This window comes from Burkholderia sp. Bp9016 (assembly GCF_003857765.1).
Lineage (GTDB): Bacteria > Pseudomonadota > Gammaproteobacteria > Burkholderiales > Burkholderiaceae > Burkholderia.
The window spans coordinates 100,815-118,831 of sequence record NZ_QTPY01000017.1; the positions used below are offsets into that span (position 1 = coordinate 100,815).

At 66.0% G+C, this 18,017-nt stretch carries 17 protein-coding genes; all 17 read right to left on the bottom strand.

Features of this window, described 5'->3' with window-relative positions:
- Position 1: 1 nt before the first annotated feature.
- Positions 2-769, bottom strand: a complete 768-nt coding sequence (locus DIE13_RS21285; RefSeq protein WP_124828990.1) for an enoyl-CoA hydratase — start codon at positions 767-769, stop codon at positions 2-4.
- Positions 770-859: 90 nt separating this feature from the next.
- Positions 860-2,059, bottom strand: a complete 1,200-nt coding sequence (locus tag DIE13_RS21290) for an acetyl-CoA C-acyltransferase (protein WP_124828991.1) — start codon at positions 2,057-2,059, stop codon at positions 860-862.
- 22 nt (positions 2,060-2,081) lie between these two features.
- Complete coding sequence (locus tag DIE13_RS21295) at positions 2,082-4,517, bottom strand: 3-hydroxyacyl-CoA dehydrogenase/enoyl-CoA hydratase family protein (protein ID WP_124828993.1); 2,436 nt, start codon at positions 4,515-4,517, stop codon at positions 2,082-2,084.
- Between the two features lie 113 nt (positions 4,518-4,630).
- Positions 4,631-6,418, bottom strand: a complete 1,788-nt coding sequence (locus tag DIE13_RS21300; protein WP_124828995.1) for an acyl-CoA dehydrogenase C-terminal domain-containing protein — start codon at positions 6,416-6,418, stop codon at positions 4,631-4,633.
- Positions 6,419-6,474: 56 nt separating this feature from the next.
- Positions 6,475-7,074 (bottom strand): TetR/AcrR family transcriptional regulator, encoded by a 600-nt coding sequence (locus tag DIE13_RS21305; RefSeq protein WP_011885991.1) that lies wholly within the window; start codon positions 7,072-7,074, stop codon positions 6,475-6,477.
- A gap of 200 nt (positions 7,075-7,274) precedes the next feature.
- Positions 7,275-8,549 (bottom strand): cardiolipin synthase ClsB, encoded by a 1,275-nt coding sequence (gene clsB / locus DIE13_RS21310; protein WP_124828997.1) that lies wholly within the window; start codon positions 8,547-8,549, stop codon positions 7,275-7,277.
- On the bottom strand, positions 8,546-9,040 hold the full coding sequence (gene nudB, locus DIE13_RS21315) for a dihydroneopterin triphosphate diphosphatase (protein ID WP_124828998.1): 495 nt from the start codon (positions 9,038-9,040) through the stop codon (positions 8,546-8,548). Before nudB ends, clsB begins: the two co-directional genes overlap by 4 nt.
- A 156-nt stretch (positions 9,041-9,196) precedes the next feature.
- Positions 9,197-10,999 (bottom strand): aspartate--tRNA ligase, encoded by a 1,803-nt coding sequence (gene aspS, locus DIE13_RS21320; protein ID WP_085042373.1) that lies wholly within the window; start codon positions 10,997-10,999, stop codon positions 9,197-9,199.
- Between the two features lie 67 nt (positions 11,000-11,066).
- Positions 11,067-11,717: a DUF502 domain-containing protein gene (locus DIE13_RS21325; RefSeq protein ID WP_175751297.1), complete on the bottom strand. Its 651-nt coding sequence runs from the start codon at positions 11,715-11,717 to the stop codon at positions 11,067-11,069.
- Between the two features lie 61 nt (positions 11,718-11,778).
- Complete coding sequence (locus DIE13_RS21330) at positions 11,779-12,120, bottom strand: FmdB family zinc ribbon protein (protein ID WP_124829002.1); 342 nt, start codon at positions 12,118-12,120, stop codon at positions 11,779-11,781.
- A gap of 95 nt (positions 12,121-12,215) precedes the next feature.
- Entirely contained in the window at positions 12,216-12,842 is a 627-nt protein-coding gene (locus DIE13_RS21335; RefSeq protein WP_124829004.1) for an SAM-dependent methyltransferase, read from the bottom strand.
- Between the two features lie 17 nt (positions 12,843-12,859).
- Entirely contained in the window at positions 12,860-14,437 is a 1,578-nt protein-coding gene (ubiB, locus tag DIE13_RS21340) for a ubiquinone biosynthesis regulatory protein kinase UbiB (protein ID WP_124829005.1), read from the bottom strand.
- 12 nt (positions 14,438-14,449) lie between these two features.
- On the bottom strand, positions 14,450-15,076 hold the full coding sequence (locus tag DIE13_RS21345; RefSeq protein ID WP_124829007.1) for an SCP2 domain-containing protein: 627 nt from the start codon (positions 15,074-15,076) through the stop codon (positions 14,450-14,452).
- 194 nt (positions 15,077-15,270) lie between these two features.
- Complete coding sequence (locus tag DIE13_RS21350) at positions 15,271-16,302, bottom strand: Tim44 domain-containing protein (protein ID WP_124829009.1); 1,032 nt, start codon at positions 16,300-16,302, stop codon at positions 15,271-15,273.
- 41 nt (positions 16,303-16,343) lie between these two features.
- Positions 16,344-17,075 (bottom strand): bifunctional demethylmenaquinone methyltransferase/2-methoxy-6-polyprenyl-1,4-benzoquinol methylase UbiE, encoded by a 732-nt coding sequence (ubiE, locus tag DIE13_RS21355; RefSeq protein ID WP_124829011.1) that lies wholly within the window; start codon positions 17,073-17,075, stop codon positions 16,344-16,346.
- Positions 17,076-17,127: 52 nt separating this feature from the next.
- Positions 17,128-17,541, bottom strand: a complete 414-nt coding sequence (locus DIE13_RS21360; protein ID WP_011886002.1) for a gamma-butyrobetaine hydroxylase-like domain-containing protein — start codon at positions 17,539-17,541, stop codon at positions 17,128-17,130.
- Positions 17,538-17,981, bottom strand: a complete 444-nt coding sequence (locus tag DIE13_RS21365) for an HIT family protein (protein ID WP_124829013.1) — start codon at positions 17,979-17,981, stop codon at positions 17,538-17,540. Before DIE13_RS21365 ends, DIE13_RS21360 begins: the two co-directional genes overlap by 4 nt.
- Positions 17,982-18,017 lie beyond the last annotated feature (36 nt).

The following is an 18,017-nucleotide window of genomic DNA, read 5'->3' on the forward strand; positions in this document are numbered from 1 at the left end:
ATCAGTCGAACTGACGGAAATCCGGCTTGCGCTTCTCGAAGAACGCCGTCATCGCCTCGCGCGCTTCCGGTGCACGGAGCATCGCGGCGAAGTGGCCGGCTTCCTCGGTCATCCGCGCGGCAACCGCCACGCCGCCCGTATCCTTCAGCAGCGCCTTCGTCACGCGCAGCGACGACGCCGGCAGCGCAGCGAGCTTCGCAGCCTGCTTCGCCGCGAATGCATCGAGTTCGGCCGCCGGCAGCACACGATTGACGATGCCGATCCGGTGCGCTTCCAGCGCATCGAACGCTTCGCCAAGCAGCAGCTTTTCAGCGGCGACCTGGTGGCCGGCCAGACGCGGCAGCAACACGCTCGACGCCGCTTCCGGGCATAGCCCGAGCTGCGCGAACGGCAGCGAGAACGTCGCGGTGTCGGCCGCGTAGACGAGGTCGCAGTGCAGCAGCATCGTCACGCCGACGCCGATCGCGATGCCCGGCACCGCGGCGACGACCGGCTTGCTGGCGCTGCTGATGCGCGCGAGAAACTGGAACACCGACGCGTTCTCGTCCTTCGGCGGCGTTTTCAGGAAATCCTCGAGATCGTTCCCCGCGCTGAAGTTGCCGTCGCTGCCGCGCAGCAGGATCGCGCGGATTGCCTTGTCTTCCTGCGCGTCGGCAAGCGCATCGGCCATCGTCTGATACATCGCCGCCGTCAGCGCGTTCTTCTTCGCCGCACGCGCGATCGTGATCGTCATCACGCCGTTGGCGCGTTCCACTTGAATTTCGGCCACAACCGTCTCCTTGGTCTGTCCTCTTCCGGAATGAAAAACGGTGCGCAAGCTCGTGGCTCGCGCACCGTGATCGCTACAGTCCCGCTCCGCTTACAGGCGTTCGATGATGCCCGCCGCACCCATGCCGGTGCCGACGCACATCGTGACCATCCCGTACTTCAGGTTGCGGCGACGCAGGCCGTGCACGACGGTCGCCGCGCGGATCGCGCCGGTCGCGCCGAGCGGGTGGCCGAGCGCGATCGCGCCGCCAACCGGGTTGACCTTCGACGGATCGAGGCCGAGATCGCGGATCACCGCCAGCGACTGCGCGGCAAATGCTTCGTTCAATTCGATCCAGTCGAGGTCGTCCTGCTTCAGGCCCGCGGCCTTCAGCGCGGCCGGAATCGCTTCCTTCGGACCGATGCCCATGATTTCCGGCGGCACGCCGCGCACCGCGAAGCTCACGAAGCGCGCGAGCGGCGTCAGGTTGAATTCCTTGAGCACCTTCTCCGACACGACGAGCAGCGCGCCCGCGCCGTCCGACGTCTGCGAGCTGTTGCCGGCCGTGACCGAGCCCTTGTTCGCGAACACCGTGCGCAGCTTCGCGAGGCCTTCGAGCGTCGTATCCGCACGCGGACCTTCGTCGAGCGCGATCTCGCGCGTCTTCACGTCGACTTCGCCAGTCGCGAGGTTCGGGAAACGCTCGGTGATCGTGTATGCCGCGATTTCGTCGCCGAACTCGCCGGCCTGCTGCGCGGCGAGCGCCTTGCGGTGCGATTCGACCGAGAACGCGTCCTGGTCTTCGCGGCTCACCTTCCACTGCTCCGCGACGCGCTCGGCGGTCAGGCCCATTCCGTACGCAATGCCGAAGTCTTCGCTGCGATCGAAGATGTGCGGCGACATCGACGGCTTGTTGCCCATCATCGGCACCATGCTCATCGATTCGCAGCCGCCCGCGAAGATCGCGTCTGATTCACCGACGCGGATGCGGTCGGCCGCCATCGCGAGCGCGGTGATGCCCGACGCGCAGAAACGGTTGACGGTCACGCCGCCGACCGTCTGTGGCAGGCCCGCAAGCAGCGCGCCCATGCGCGCGACGTTCAGGCCCTGCTCGGCTTCCGGAATCGCGCAGCCGATGATCGCGTCCTCGATCAGCTTCGTGTCGAAGCCCGGCACCTGCGCGACCGCCGACTTGATCGCGTGGACCAGCAGCTCGTCGGGGCGCGTGTTCTTGAAGACACCGCGCGGGGCCTTGCCGATCGGGGTACGGCTGGCGGCGACGATGTATGCATCTTGCAGTTGTTTGCTCATTTCAGACTCCTTGTCTGCTCGCTCAGTTACGCACCGGCTTGCCGGTCTGCAACATGCCCATGATCCGTTCCTGCGTCTTCTGCGTGCCGAGCAGCTCGACGAACGCGCGACGCTCGAGCGCAAGCAGCCATTGCTCGTCGACGAGGCTGCCGGCTTCGACATCGCCGCCGCACACGGCTTCCGCGATGCGGCTCGCGATCAGGTAGTCGTGGTCGCTGATGAAGCGGCCGTCACGCATGTTGACGAGCGATGCCTTGATCGTCGCGATCGCCGAACGGCCTGCCACCGGCACGTCCTTCGCACGCAGCGGCGCACGGTAGCCGACGGCGGCCAGCGCACGGGCTTCCTTCTTCGCGGTGTCGAGCAGTTCGAACACGTTGAAGACGATCGTGTCGGACGGCTTCAGGTAGCCCATCGCACGCGCATCGTGCGCCGACGACGACACCTTCGCCATTGCCGCATTCTCGAACGACTTCGTGACGAACTTCAGGATGTCGGTGGTCGCGTTCGCGGCCGTTGCGGCATCCGCCGCGCGCAGCGCCGCTTCCTTCAGGCCGCCGCCCGCCGGCACGAGGCCGACGCCCACTTCGACGAGACCGACGTAGCTCTCGACGTGCACGACGCGCTTCGCGCTGTGCAGCATCAGCTCGCACCCGCCGCCGAGCGCGATGCCCGACACGGCCGCGACGACCGGCACGTTCGCGTACTTCACGCGCAGCATGCCTTCCTGGAATTTCTTCACGAACGGCTCGATGCCCTTCGCGCCGCCCATCATGAACGCGGGCATCGCCTCTTCGAGGTTCGCGCCGGCCGAGAACGGGCCGCCCGGCGTGCCGAGCTTCAGCGACGTCGGCTGCCAGATCACGACGCCCTTATAGTCCTTCTCCGCGAGTTCGATCGCCTGCACGAGGCCGTCGATCACGCTCGGTCCGATCGTGTTCATCTTCGACTTGAACGACACGATCACGACGTCGTCCTCGCCGGCGCGATCGTCGACCCATGCACGCACCGCGTCGGTTTCGAACAGCGTCTTGCCGTACGACTTCGGATCGGCGCCCGCTTCGCCGATCAGCGGCGCGCGGAATACCTGCTTGTCGTAGACGGCCAGGTCGGAGCGCGGCACGAAGCGCTTCGATGCCGGCGCCCACGAGCCTTCGGCCGTATGCACGCCGCCCTTCTCGGCAACCGGGCCTTCGAGCACCCACGACGGCAGCGGCACGTTCGCGAGCGCCTTGCCGGCCGCGATGTCCTCCTGCACCCACTCGGCGACCTGCTTCCAGCCGGCAGCCTGCCAGCCTTCGAACGGGCCTTCGTTCCAGCCGAAGCCCCAGCGGATGGCGAGATCGACGTCGCGCGCGTTGTCGGCGATCGATTCGAGATGCACGCCGATGTAGTGGAACACGTCGCGGAAGATCGACCACAGGAACTGCGCGTGCGGATGGTCCGTCTCGCGCAGCAGCTTCAGGCGTTCCGCCGGCGGGCGCTTCAGGATGCGGCCGACGGTCTCGTCGGCCTTCGCGCCCGCGTCGACGTAGCTGCCCGTCTTCGCGTCGAGCACCTTGATCGCCTTGCCTTCCTTCTTGTAAAAACCGCCGCCCGTCTTCTGGCCGAGCGCGCCCTGCTTCACCAGCTCGGCGAGCACGGCAGGCGTCTGGTAGACCGGGAAGAACGGATCGTCGGCGAGGTTGTCCTGCATCGTCTTGATCACGTGCGCCATCGTGTCGAGACCGACCACGTCCGCGGTGCGAAACGTCGCCGACTTCGCGCGGCCGAGGCGGCTGCCCGTCAGGTCGTCGACTTCATCGAAGCGCAGGCCGAACTTCGCGGCCTCGGTGATCACCGCGAGGATCGAGAAGATGCCGACGCGGTTCGCGATGAAGTTCGGGGTGTCCTTCGCACGCACGACGCCCTTGCCGACGATGCTCGTCAGGAAGGTTTCGAGCTGGTCAAGAATCTCCGGGCGCGTATGCGCGGTCGGGATCAGCTCGACGAGGTGCATGTAGCGCGGCGGATTGAAGAAGTGCACGCCGCAGAAGCGCGACTTCAGCTCGTCCGAGAAACCTTCGGACAGCTTCGTGATCGACAGGCCCGACGTGTTGGTCGCGAAGATCGCGTTCGGCGCAATGTGCGGCGCGACCTTCTTGTACAGGTCGTGCTTCCAGTCCATCCGCTCGGCGATCGCTTCGATCACGACGTCGCACTCGGCGAGCTTGGCGATGTCGTCTTCGTAGTTCGCGGCTTCGAGGTATTTCGCGTCGTCCTTCACGCCGAACGGCGCGGGCGACAGCTTCTTCAGGTTCTCGATCGCCTTCAGCGCGATCGCGTTTTTCGGGCCTTCCTTGGCCGGCAGGTCGAACAGCAGCACCGGCACGCGCGCGTTGACGAGGTGCGCGGCGATCTGCGCGCCCATCACGCCAGCGCCCAGCACGGCGACCTTGCGAATCAGGAAATTGCTCACGGGATGTCTCCGGATAGTGTCGTGCAGCGCGGGTTGTAAGGGCTGCACGGCGAAGTGAGTACCAGGAACCGTTGCGTTCGGGCGGCGCACGGCGCGCACCGCCCGGACTCGCGTCAGAACAGCGATTCGTCGACTTCCATCAGCGTCTTCGAACCGGCGCGCGCGGCGCGGATCGTCGCGGCCGTCTCGGGCAAGAGGCGCGCGAAGTAGAAGCGGGCGGTGGCGAGCTTCGACTTGTAGAACGGGTCGCCCGACGCTTCGTTGTCGAGGGCGATACGCGCCATGCGTGCCCAGAAGTACGAGAACACCAGGTGGCCGACGGTGCGCAGGTACGGCACGGCGGCGGCGCCGACTTCGTCCGGGTTCTGCATCGCCTTCATGCCGATTTCCATCGTCAGCTTCTGCACCTTCTCGCCGATGTCGGCGAGCGGATTGATGAACTCGGCCATCTCCGGCTTCACGCCTTCGGCTTCCGCGAATTCGGTGACGAGCTTGCCGAACTTCTTCAGCTTCGCGCCCATGTCGCCGAGCACCTTGCGGCCCAGCAGGTCGAGCGACTGAATCGAGTTCGTGCCCTCGTAGATCATGTTGATCCGCGCGTCGCGCACGTATTGCTCCATGCCCCACTCGGAGATGAAGCCGTGGCCGCCGTAGATCTGCATCGCGTGGTTGGTCGACTCGAACGCGTTGTCGGTCAGGAACGCCTTGATGATCGGCGTGAGCAGCGCGACGAGGTCGGCCGCTTCCTTGCGCACCGCTTCGTCGCCGTGCGACAGCTCCTTGTCGATCTGCAGCGCGGACCAGTACGTGAACGCGCGCGCGCCTTCCGCGTAGGCCTTCTGCGTGAGCAGCATGCGACGCACGTCCGGGTGCACGATGATCGGATCGGCCGGCTTGTCCGGTGCCTTCGGGCCCGTCAGCGAGCGCATCTGCAGACGTTCCTTCGCATACGTCAGCGAGTTCTGGTAGGCGACTTCCGTGAGGCCCAGGCCCTGCATGCCGACGCCCAGGCGCGCGGCGTTCATCATCACGAACATCGCGTTCAAGCCCTTGTTCGGCTCGCCGACCATCCAGCCCTTCGCGCCGTCGAGGTTCATCACGCACGTCGAGTTGCCGTGGATGCCCATCTTGTGTTCGATCGAGCCGCACTTGATGCCGTTGCGCTCGCCCGGCTCGCCCGCGGCGTCCGGAATGAATTTCGGCACGATGAACAGCGAGATCCCCTTCGTGCCTTGCGGCGCGTCCGGCAGGCGCGCGAGCACGAGGTGGATGATGTTCTTCGACATGTCGTGCTCGCCGCTCGAAATGAAGATCTTCGTGCCGCTGATCGAGTACGAGCCGTCGCCGTTCGGTTCGGCCTTGGTGCGCAGGATGCCGAGGTCGGTGCCGCAGTGCGGCTCGGTCAGGCACATCGTGCCCGTCCATTCGCCCGACACGAGCTTCGGCAGGTATTGCTGCTGCAGTTCCGGCGCGCCGTGCGCGTGCAGGCATTCGTAGGCGCCGTGCGACAGGCCCGGGTACATCGTCCATGCCTGGTTCGCGGAGTTCAGCATTTCGTACAGCGCGTTGTTCACGAACGCGGGCAGGCCCTGGCCGCCGTAGTCCGGATCGCAGCCGAGCGCCGGCCAGCCGGCCTCGACGTACTGCCGATACGCTTCCTTGAAGCCGGTCGGAGTCTTCACGATGCCGTCGCCTTCATACGTACAGCCTTCGCGGTCGCCGACCTGGTTCAGCGGAAACAGCACCTCGGAGCAGAACTTGCCCGCTTCCTCCAGGACCTGGTTGATCGTGTCGGCGTCGAGGTCCGCATGCCGCGGCATTTGCTTGACCTCGGCTTCGACGTTCAGAAGCTCGTGCAACACGAATTGCATGTCGCGCAGCGGCGCGGCGTACTGTCCCATGACTCTCTCCAAAGGTGGGCAAACGGCTCGAGCTCCTGGCGGGCGGTTCCGCGCCGCTAACGGCTCTCGCTCTGATACGAAACGATCGTCTTTTCCAGCGCGGCCCACGTGAGGCGCACGGCATCCGGCGAATGCAGGAATCGTGCGTCGTGATGCAGGCCGAGCGTGAAGCTGTACAACTCGAAGAGCATCAGGTCCGGATCGGAATCCGCACGCAGATGGCCTTCTTCCTTCGCCTGCGAAATGGCGCGCAGCAACGCGGCACGCCAGGCGGTCACGCTCGCGATCAACTGCTCGCGTACGGGGCTGTCAGGCCGGTCGTCGTACTCGACGGCGCCGCTGATGTAGATGCAGCCAGTCGTCACCTCCTGGATGCGCTTCTCGATCCATCGCGCCAGCATCGCCCGCAGACGAGGCAGACCGCGCGGCTCGCGCAGGCTCGGAAAGAACACCTCGTTTTCGAAACGATGGTGATACTCGCGGACAACCTCGACCTGCAGGTCTTCGCGCGATCCGAAGTGCGCGAACACGCCGCTCTTGCTCATCTGCATGCGCTCGGCCAGCAGGCCGATCGTCAGCCCCTCCAGCCCGTCACGGCTGGCGAGGTCCAAAGCAGCTTCGAGTATCGCGGCACGCGTCTGTTCGCCTTTTCGCATAGCTATTTCTGTAACCGTTCGGGGGTTCAAATAAAATCGAACGGCCGTACTATTATTGAGTGCGACCGCTCGCGAAACAAGGAAATTATTAGAAACCGGTGTCTAACCGAGCCGCTATTTTGCGCGATTCCGGCGGGACCGGAGCGGCTTTTCCGCACGAACGTGCGGACAGATATTTTGAAGCGAGTGCTGAGTCGGCTTCAGTCGTAACCGCCGACGGTCAGTGCCTTCATCACGATGCGGTACGTGTTGTACGCAAGCCAGTTCAGGATACGCTCGATACGCGGCCGTGCGGCATACCGCGCGGCGTCGATTTCGCGGCCTTCGGAGAAGGCGGCCGCGATCGCGTCGCGCAGTTCGTTCGTGACCCTGTCGTAGCGCACCAGCACGACATTGGCCTCATTGTTCAGCATCAGGCTCAGCGCGTCCAGATTCGACGAGCCGACCGTCGCCCAATTGTCGTCGATCACGGCCACCTTGCCGTGCAGGATCGTCTTGTCATATTCCGCCACGCGCACGCCGGCGCGCAACAGCGAGTGATACAGGAACGGCACGGCCGTATCGAGCGCCGTGAATTCCTTGCGTCCGATCAGGATGCGCACGTCGACGCCGCGGCGTGCCGCGCCCGTCAGCGCACGGCGCAGCTTGCGGCCCGGCATGAAGTACGGGTTCGCGAGCAGGATCCGTTGGCGCGCCTGGCCGATCGCCGCGAGATAGGCCTTCTCGATCGCGCGGCGGTTCACGACGTTGTCGCGCGCGACGAACGCGACGCTCGGCTCCGTCACGATCCGCAGCGCGCCGGCCTTGACCCACCGATGGCTGCGCATCCAGCGCCGAAACATGTCGGGAAACGCTTCGCCGCCGTGCAGCCCCGCCGCGTACTGCGCATACGGCTTGTGGCCGAACTGGATCCGATGCCACTGCAGTTCGAACGCGGCGCTCACATCCGCCACCGCCGGCCCCGCCATCTCGACCGCGAAATCCCAGCGCGGGAACGGCAACGTCGCGCTGCCCTGCGTGAAGTCGTCGACGATGTTGATGCCGCCGCAGAACGCGGCCGTCCGGTCGATCACCGCGAGCTTGCGGTGCGTGCGCGAGAAGCCGAAGCGGCCGAACAGGTAACGGTTGTAGATGCAGTGCTCGACTCCGGCCGCAGCCCACGTGTCGAACAGCGGCTGGCGCGCGGTGCCGACGCCGTCGGTGATCACGCGCACGCGCACGCCGCGCTGCACCGCGCGGATCAACGCGTCCGACACCGGTCGGCCGGCCGCATCGTCGCAGAAGATGTAGGTTTCGAGCATCACCTGCTCGCTCGCCGCATCGATCCGCTCGATCAGCGCGCTGAAGAATTCGCTGCCGGTCTCGCACAGCCGCACCGTGTTGCCGGCCGTGAATGCGAGCCGCGACGCGGAGCCGCGCTCCTGCAGGAACATCTGCCGCAATTGCGCGAAGCGCTTGCGGGTTTCCGCATTCATGCCGACGAGCCGTGCGGCGCGTGGGCGAGCGCCACGCGCACGGGCAATTGCAGGATCGCTTCGGCGTTCGATGGCGAGAAGCAGCGCGCGGCCGCCTCGCGGAACGGCAGCCACGCATGGTCGACGTGCTCGCGCGGCGACAGCGTCACGTCGACGCGGCCCGGCACGCACAGGCCGAACCAGTGCTCGACGTTGCGCGTGACGCCTGGCGCGTAGCGATGCAGGTATTGCGGGTAGATGGCGTATTCGATCCGGTGGTGCCAGTCGACCAGCGCGGTGGCCGGCACGTCGTGCGTGCCGACCGAGATGCCGGTTTCCTCTGCCACTTCGCGTGCGGCGGTAAGCGCGAGCGGCTCGTCAAGCGCGTCCTTCGATCCGGTCACCGATTGCCAGAAATCGGGCTGGTCGGCACGCTTGATCACCAGCACGTCGAGTTCGGGCGTGTAGATCACGACGAGAACGGATTCGGGGATTTTCGGCGGCTTCGTCATCTTGGTTTCATGCGGCACCGGGCCGTGCGGCGGGCCCGTGCCCGAACGTGCGGCAAGTGCTGCGACTGTACCGCAAAAAACGAAAAAGGCGCACCACGGCGCCTTTTTCGTTGGGTGTCGTGCGCGCGTCGCCGCGCGCACGCGTTGCGACAAGCGTTACGCCTTCGGCTGTTCCGGCTGACGCAGACGGATGTGCAGTTCGCGCAGCTGACGCTCGTCCACCGGGCTCGGCGCCTGCGTGAGCAGATCCTGCGCACGCTGCGTCTTCGGGAACGCGATCACGTCGCGGATCGAATCGGCGCCGGCCATCATCGTGACGATGCGGTCGAGACCGAATGCGATACCGCCGTGCGGCGGCGCGCCGTACTGCAATGCGTCCAGCAGGAAGCCGAACTTCAGTTGCGCCTCTTCCGCACCGATCTTCAGCGCGCGGAACACCTTGCTCTGCACTTCCTCGCGGTGGATACGGACCGAGCCGCCGCCGATTTCCCAGCCGTTCAGCACCATGTCGTAGGCCTTCGCGAGGCAACGGCCCGGATCGGTCTCGAGGTATTCGAGGTGCTCGTCCTTCGGGCTCGTGAACGGGTGGTGTGCCGCGACGTAGCGCGCATCTTCGTCGTCGTATTCGAACATCGGGAAGTCGACGACCCACAGCGGCTTCCAGCCGGCCTGGACGAGGCCGTTCGCCTTGCCGAATTCCGAATGGCCGATCTTCAGGCGCAGTGCGCCGAGGCTGTCGTTGACGACCTTCGCGCGGTCGGCCGCGAAGAAGATGATGTCGCCGTCTTCAGCGCCGGTGCGCTCGAGGATCGCCGCGATCGATGCGTCGTGCAGGTTCTTGACGATCGGGCTTTGCAGGCCGTCGCGGCCCTTCGCCTTCTCGTTGACCTTGATCCATGCGAGGCCCTTCGCGCCGTAGATGCGCACGAATTCCGTGTAGCCGTCGATGTCGCCACGCGACAGCTCGCTGCCCTTCGGCACGCGCAGCGCCGCGACACGGCCGTCCTTCGCGTTGGCCGGCGTGCTGAACACCTTGAAGTCGACGTCCTTCATCGCGTCGGTCAGCTCGGTGAATTCGAGCTGCACGCGCAGATCCGGCTTGTCCGAACCGAAACGCGCCATCGCTTCCGAGTACGGCATCACCGGGAATGTCGCGTCGAGCTCGACGTCGATCGTCGTCTTGAAGATGTGACGGATCATGTCTTCGAACAGGTCACGGATTTCCTGCTCGCCGAGGAACGACGTTTCGCAGTCGATCTGCGTGAATTCCGGCTGACGGTCGGCGCGCAGGTCTTCGTCGCGGAAGCACTTGGTGATCTGGTAGTAACGGTCGAAGTTCGCGACCATCAGCAACTGCTTGAACAGCTGCGGCGACTGCGGCAGCGCGAAGAACTGACCCGCGTTCACGCGCGACGGCACGAGGTAGTCGCGCGCGCCCTCCGGCGTGCTCTTCGTCAGCATCGGCGTTTCGATGTCGATGAAGCCCTGCTCGTCGAGGTACTTGCGCGCTTCGATCGCGACACGGTAGCGCAGGCGCAGGTTGTGCTGCATCTGCGGACGGCGCAGGTCGAGCACGCGGTGCGTGAGGCGCGTCGTTTCCGACAGGTTGTCGTCGTCGAGCTGGAACGGCGGCGTGACCGACGCGTTCAGCACGTTCAGTTCGTGGCACAGCACTTCGATCTTGCCGCTCTTCAGGCCGGCGTTGACCGTGCCTTCCGGACGGTTGCGCACGAGGCCCTTGATCTGCACGCAGAACTCGTTGCGCACGCCTTCGGCGGTCGCGAACATTTCCGCGCGATCCGGGTCGCACACCACCTGCACGAGGCCTTCACGATCGCGCAGGTCGATGAAGATCACACCGCCGTGATCGCGGCGGCGCTGCACCCAGCCGCACAGCGACACGGTTTGGCCCAGCAGGTGTTCGGTCACGAGACCGCAGTATTCAGTACGCATCGACATGATGTTTGCTTTCGTTCGGTTTGATCAACGGGCGCCGCAACGCGCGGCCCGGGCGATGATTCTTTACTTACAGCGGCGGCTCGACGGGACGGCGGGCGGGCGCCGGAGTCGGCGCCGGAGGCGCCACGACGCCCATCGAGACGATGTACTTGAGCGCGGCATCGACCGACATGTCGAGTTCGATGACTTCGCTCTTGGGCAACATCAGGAAGAAGCCCGACGTCGGGTTCGGCGTCGTGGGCACGTACACGCTCACGTACTCTTCCGTCAGATGGTTGACCACGTCGCCGCCGGGCGCGCCGGTCAGAAACGCGATCGTATACGAGCCGCGACGCGGGTATTCGATCAGCAGCGCCTTGCGGAACGCGTTGCCGCTGCTCGACAGCAGCGTGTCCGACACCTGCTTGACGCTCGTGTAGATCGGCCCGACGACCGGGATGTGACGCACGACCGCGTTCCACCACGTGACGAGCTTCTGGCCGATGAAGTTCTGCGTGGCCAGCCCGACCACGAAGATGAACGCGAGCGTCAGCACCGCGCCGATCCCCGGCAGGTGGAACCCGAGCACGCGCTCGGGCTGCCACGATTCGGGCAACAGGAGCAGCGTCTGGTCCATCGTGCCGATGATGAGGCCGAGCACCCACAGCGTGATCGCGAGCGGGACGAGAACCAGCAGGCCGGTCAGAAACACCGATTTCAGGGTCGTCTTTTTCATCATCTGCCGTCAATGAACCGCGCCGGCGGCGCGGTGTGGGCGCGGCCCGACCGGGCCGCGACTGTCAACTGCCGGCGGCGGGCGCCGCGGCCGGGGCCGGCGCAGCGCTCGTCGTCGTACTTTCGGAACTCGCGGCGGCCGGCGCGGCGGCCGCGGGCGCTGCGTCGGCCGGCGCTGCAGCACCGTCGCTCGACGCCGTGGCCGGCGCGCTGGTGCCGCCCGAGCCGCCGCGGAAATCGGTGACATACCAGCCGGAACCCTTCAGCTGGAAGCCGGCGGCGGTGACCTGCTTGCGAAAAGCATCCTTCCCGCATTCCGGGCACTGCGACAGCGGCGCGTCGCTCATCTTCTGGAGTACATCCTTCGCGAAACCGCACGCTTCGCATCGATAGGCGTAGATCGGCATGATATTTTTCCCGCAGAAACTGGAAACGGCTTGCAAAACCTTGAATTATAGCCGAAACCCCGGCGCGCTCCGGCAACGGGCGCGACGCACGGGGATCAGCGACGGCGCCACGTGAGCCAGCGCTCGTGCCCTTCGAACACGGCCAGCGAATCGGTCACGGGCAGATCCTCGATCTGTTCGAAGTGCGGCGCGAGCAACGCATCGAGTTCGGCACGCTCGATTCCGAACGGCGGCCCCTTTGGTTTCGCCATCACGAAGAAATAGCCGGCCAGCAATCCGCCGGCGGGCAAGAGTTCGGCCATCCGCGCCGCATAGTCCGCGCGCAGGCTCGGCGGCAGCGCGCACAGGAACGCGCGCTCGTACACCCACTGCACGCCGAACGGCGGCCGGTATGCGAAGAAATCGGCCTGCTCGACGACGTCCGCATGCGCGCCGAGTTGCGCCTTCGCGGCCGCCACCGCCTGCGCGGCGAAATCGATCGCGCGCACGGGCCAGCCGGCCTGCGCGAGCCAGCCGGCCTCCTGCGCGCTGCCGCAGCCCGGAATCAGCACCGCGCACGGCTCGCGCCGCTGCGCGAACGCGCGAAATCCGTCCGGCACGCCGCCGAATTCCCACGGCGTCACGCCGCGCGCGAAACGCTCGTCCCAGAACGACGCGTTGCCGGGGTCGCGCGTCGCGAAATCGGCCACGCCGGGCGCTGAAGGTTGTTTCGGTTCGGGCATCGCGCGGCTCCTTTCGATCATGCGCCGTACGCGAGCACGAGCAGCACGCGCGCGACCAGCGCGCCGACACCGACGGCGAGGCCAAAGATCAACAGCGCCTGCATCAGCCGGTTCGTACGTTTCTGCTCGATGAGGATCTGGCGCATCAGGTCCTCGCTCGCCGCGCGCGGCGCGTCGTGGCGCGCCGCCATTGCGTGATGGATCAGGCGCGGCAGTTGCGGCAGCGTCTTGCTCCATTGCGGCGCTTCGACCTTGAAACGCTCATACCAGCCGCGCAGGCCGATCTGCTCGGTCATCCAGCGCTCGAGATACGGTTTCGCGGTCTTCCACAGGTCGAGTTCGGGGTCGAGCGAGCGGCCGAGCCCTTCGACGTTCAGCATCGTCTTCTGCAGCAGCACCAGCTGCGGCTGGATCTCGACGTTGAAGCGGCGCGACGTCGAGAACAGGCGCATCAGCACCTGGCCGAGCGAGATATCCTTCAGCGCACGGTCGAAATACGGCTCGCACACCGCGCGGATCGCGCTTTCGAGTTCCTCGACGCGCGTCTCGGGCGGCACCCAGCCCGATTCGAGATGCAGCGTCGCGACGCGGTGGTAATCGCGCTTGAAGAACGCGAGGAAGTTCTGCGCGAGGTAGTTCTTGTCGAAATCGGACAGCGCGCCGACGATCCCGAAATCGAGCGCGATGTAGCGGCCGAAGGTCTTCGGATCGAGGCTCACCTGGATGTTGCCCGGGTGCATGTCCGCATGGAAGAAACCGTCGCGGAACACCTGCGTGAAGAAGATCTCGACGCCTTCGCGCGCGAGCTTCTTGATGTCGACGCCCGCCGTGCGCAGCGTTTCGACCTGGCTGATCGGCACACCCGTCATGCGCTCCATCACGAGCACCTGCGACGTCGAGAAATCCCAGAACATCTCCGGCACGAGCAGCAGGTCGAGGCCCGCGAAGTTGCGGCGCAGCTGGCTGCCGTTCGCGGCCTCGCGCATCAGGTCGAGTTCGTCGTGCAGGTACTTGTCGAATTCGGCGACGACTTCGCGCGGCTTCAGGCGCCGGCCGTCGGCCCACATCCGCTCGGTCCACGTCGCAATGTCGCGCATCAGCGCGAGGTCGGAATCGATCACCGGCAGCATGTTCGGGCGCAGCACCTTGACCGCAACGGCCTTGCCCGCGTGCGGGCCCTGCTTGAGCTTCGCGAAATGCACCTGCGCGATCGACGCGCTCGCGACCGGCTCGCGCTCGAATTCGTCGAACAGCTCGTCGACCGGCGCGCCGAGCGACTTCTCGATGATCGCGATCGCGACTGCCGAATCGAACGGCGGCACCTGGTCCTGCAGCTTCGCGAGTTCGTTCGCGAAATCGACGGACAGCAGGTCGCGGCGCGTCGACAGGACCTGGCCGAACTTCACGAAGATCGGACCGAGGCTTTCGAGCGCGTGACGCAGCCGAACCGCGGGCGGCGACGAATAACGGCGACCGATCGTCGTGACGCGCAGCAGCAACTTCACGCGCCGGTCGTCGATCCGGGACAGCATCACCTCGTCGAGGCCAAAGCGGATGACAGTGTAGACAATCTTGATGAAACGAAAAATGCGCATGCCCTGCTGCCCTCAGTGCGCGCCGCGCGGGCCGGAACCCGTGCGCGCGCCGATTTTTTGTTCGAGTCGCTCGACCCGCTTTTCGACCCGCGCGAGCGCATCGCGCGCGCGCGCGAGCTCGGCGTCGAAGCCGCCGAGCGCCGTGCGCCGGACGACCTGCGGGTTTTCGTCGAGCCAGTATTCGGCGACGGAATCGAGCACGTTGCGGCCGGTGCGGCGCGCGCGCGCGCCGGCGTCGCGCACGACCGTCGCGATCCGGTACGCCGCCGCGTCGCCTACCAGCTTCGCGAGATCTTCTTCGGGTTCCCAGCGCAAATGCTCGGCCAGTTTCGCGATCTGCGCCGCGAACTCCGCATCGCCTTCGATCTTCACCTGCTTCATCACGGCAGCCTGGCCGCCCTGCAGGAATGCGGCGACCGTATCACCCGCGAGCGCGATCGACACGTCGACGTGTTGCGCATCGTGGGCTTCGACCGCGGACAGGTAGCCGTCGGGCTGCACGAGCAGCGTGAGCGTGACGGGCGGCACGTCGAGCCGGGCAGTCTTGCCCGCGTAGGGGGTCAGGCGGTCGCGCGCCCACGATTCGCGCGCGAGCAGGTGATTGACAGCAGCAGCAAAAGGCTTGGCGGCAAAGGTCATCGGGCTGGGGAAGAAAAAACCCGCGCGGGCCGGGCGCCCGCGCGGGTTTCTATTGTAACGTCGGATCATCGGCAGACCGCGGCCAACCGCACATCCGGGCGGCAACCGGTCGCAGCGCGGCGGCCGTCGCCCGGGAAGCCGTCGCCCGGGAAGCCGTCGTCCGGGAAACCGGCGGGCGGGGCCGCCAGCCACGTTCAGTGCGTGTTGATCTGCTGGATACCCGCGAGCAACCAGCCCTGACTGCCCGACTTCGACAGGTTCCACACCTCGTCGAACGGCGCGGCCGACGCATTCGCCGATTCGCGGATCAGGCCGTGGAAGCGCACGCTCGCCGACTGCTCGATGCCGCGATCCTCGATCGCGACCAGTTCCGCGTCGAGCTGCACGACGTCGGTCTGGTTCGACTCGTTGCCGCGCGAATCGAGGTCGATCTTGATCTCGGCGAACATTTCGGGCGTCGTGAACTCGCGGATGTCGGCCAGGTTGCCCTGGTCCCATGCCGCCTGCAGGCGTACGAAATAGACCTTCGCGCTGCGCAGGAACGCTTCGGTGTCGAAGCCGGCCGGCACCTGCAGCGGCGCGGCCGCCATCGCGCCCGCCGCTGCGGCAGCCGGCGCACCGCCGCCGAACACACCCTGCGCTTCGTTCGCGTAGCTGCTGCCGCTGCCCGCATAATTGCTGCCGGTGTTGCCCTGCTGGAAAGACGGACCCTGCGAGTAGCTGCCCGACGACGATGCCGAGCCACCCACCGAGTACGCCGGCTCCTGCGGACGGCGACGGTTCATGAACTTGCGGACCAGCCAGATGCCGATCATCGCGAGCAGCGCGATCACGATGATGTTCGACATCATGCCGGCGAACGCTTCGCCGAGGCCGAAGTGCGACAGCAGCGCCGCGATGCCGAGGCCGGCCGCGAGACCGGCGATCGGCCCGAGCCAGCGCGAGCGGTTCGGCTGCGCGGCCGGCGCGGGAGCGGCCGGGTTCGCGCGCTGCGCCTGCGACGGCGCGGCCTGCTGCATCGGCTGCGCCGGCGGCGTGGCCTGGCGCTGCGTGACGGTGGAGCTCTGGCGGCCGATGCTGCGCCCGCCGCCCATGCGCTTGGCTTCAGCGTCGAGCGATGCGAACGTGCCGGCCGTGAGCAGGCCGACCATCAGCAGCGTGCCGACCCGTCGAGCCCACGGCTTCGACGGCTTGCTACGGTTGAACAACGAACGCGATTCGGCCATCAGTTTCTCCAGATGTAAGGCGAATGTATGGAAAGAACCCCTTAGTACTTGGTTCCTAGGTGTAAAGCTACCACGCCACCTGACAAATTGTAATATTTGACGGCATCGAGGCCTGCTTGTTCCATCATCGTCTTCAGGGTGTCCTGATCGGGGTGCATCCGGATAGATTCAGCAAGATACCGGTAACTTTCAGCATCTTTCGCGAATTTGTCGCCAAGCCACGGTAATACTTTGAAAGAATACAAATCGTAGGCTTTTTTCAGCGGATCCCAGACTTTCGAGAATTCCAGCACCATCACACGGCCACCGGGCTTCGTCACGCGGCGCATCTCGGCGAGCGCGGCGTCCTTGTGCGTCATGTTGCGCAGCCCGAACGCGACCGTGACCACGTCGAAGTAATTGTCCGGAAACGGAATTTTCTCGGCGTCGCACAGGAGCGACGGCGTCACGACGCCCTTGTCGAGCAACCGGTCGCGGCCCACGCGCAGCATCGATTCGTTGATGTCGGTGTGCCAGACTTCGCCCGTCGGGCCGGCCGCCTTCGCGAACGCCTTGGTCAGGTCGCCGGTGCCGGCAGCAATGTCGAGCACCTTGAAACCGGGGCGCACGTTCGCCTGCGCGATCGTAAACGCCTTCCATGCGCGGTGCATGCCGGCCGACATCAGGTCGTTCATCAGATCGTAGTTGCTCGCGACCGAATGGAACACGCCCGCCACTTTCTTCGCTTTTTCGTTTTCCTCGACGCTTTCAAAGCCGAAGTGGGTTTTGCTCATCGCGTTGATCCTCAGTAAATGGCAAGACGGCGCCGAGCGGGCGCCGTCGATTTCAGTGGCAGTGGCCGTGCGGCGCGGGGGCCGCCTGCATCGGCGCGTCACGCTCGACGCCCGCCGCCTTCAGTTTGTCGAAATAGTCGCGCCATAGCGCGTCCTGCTGCGTCGCCAGCTCGTACAGCAGATCCCACGAGTAGATACCGGTGGAGTGGCCGTCGGAGAACGTCGGCTGCAGCGCGTAGTTGCCCACGCCCTCGAGCGCGGTGATCGTCACCTCGCGCTTGCCCGTCTGCAGCGTTTCCTGGCCGGGCCCGTGGCCGCGCACCTCGGCCGACGGCGAATACACGCGCATCAGCTCGAACGGAATCCGGTAACTCTCGCCGTTCGGGTACTGCAATTCGAGCACGCGCGACACCGCGTGCACGACGACGCCGGACGGAATCGGCGTCGTGGAAGTCAAACCGCTCATGGCTGCCTCGGATCGGTCGTTCGTTGAATTTCCTCGCGCACCGCATTGTGCAGCAGCGAGGCCTGCGCCGCGCGCGTGCGCAGCAGCGCCCCGGACACGCTGCGCTGGCGCGGCGCCCAGACGGGCTGCGGGAAATGGGCGTCGTTCGAGAAGCGCGGGATCACGTGCCAGTGCACGTGCGGCACCATGTTGCCGAGGCTCGCGAGATTCACCTTGTTCGGCTGCATCACGCGGCGCACGGCCCGCTCCACCGCGCACACCACGCGCATCAGATGTGCCCGCTCGGGTTCGCCGAGATCGGAGAACTCGGCCACGTGCGCGCCCCAGATCACCCGGCAGAAGCCCGGGTACTCGTGCTCGCCCGTCGCAAGGACGACGCGCAGCATGTCGTCCTGCCAGAGCACCTCGCCACCGTCTTCACGGCAAAACACGCATTCCATCGTCGCTCCCATGTGGACGGGCGCCGGCGTTTCAGC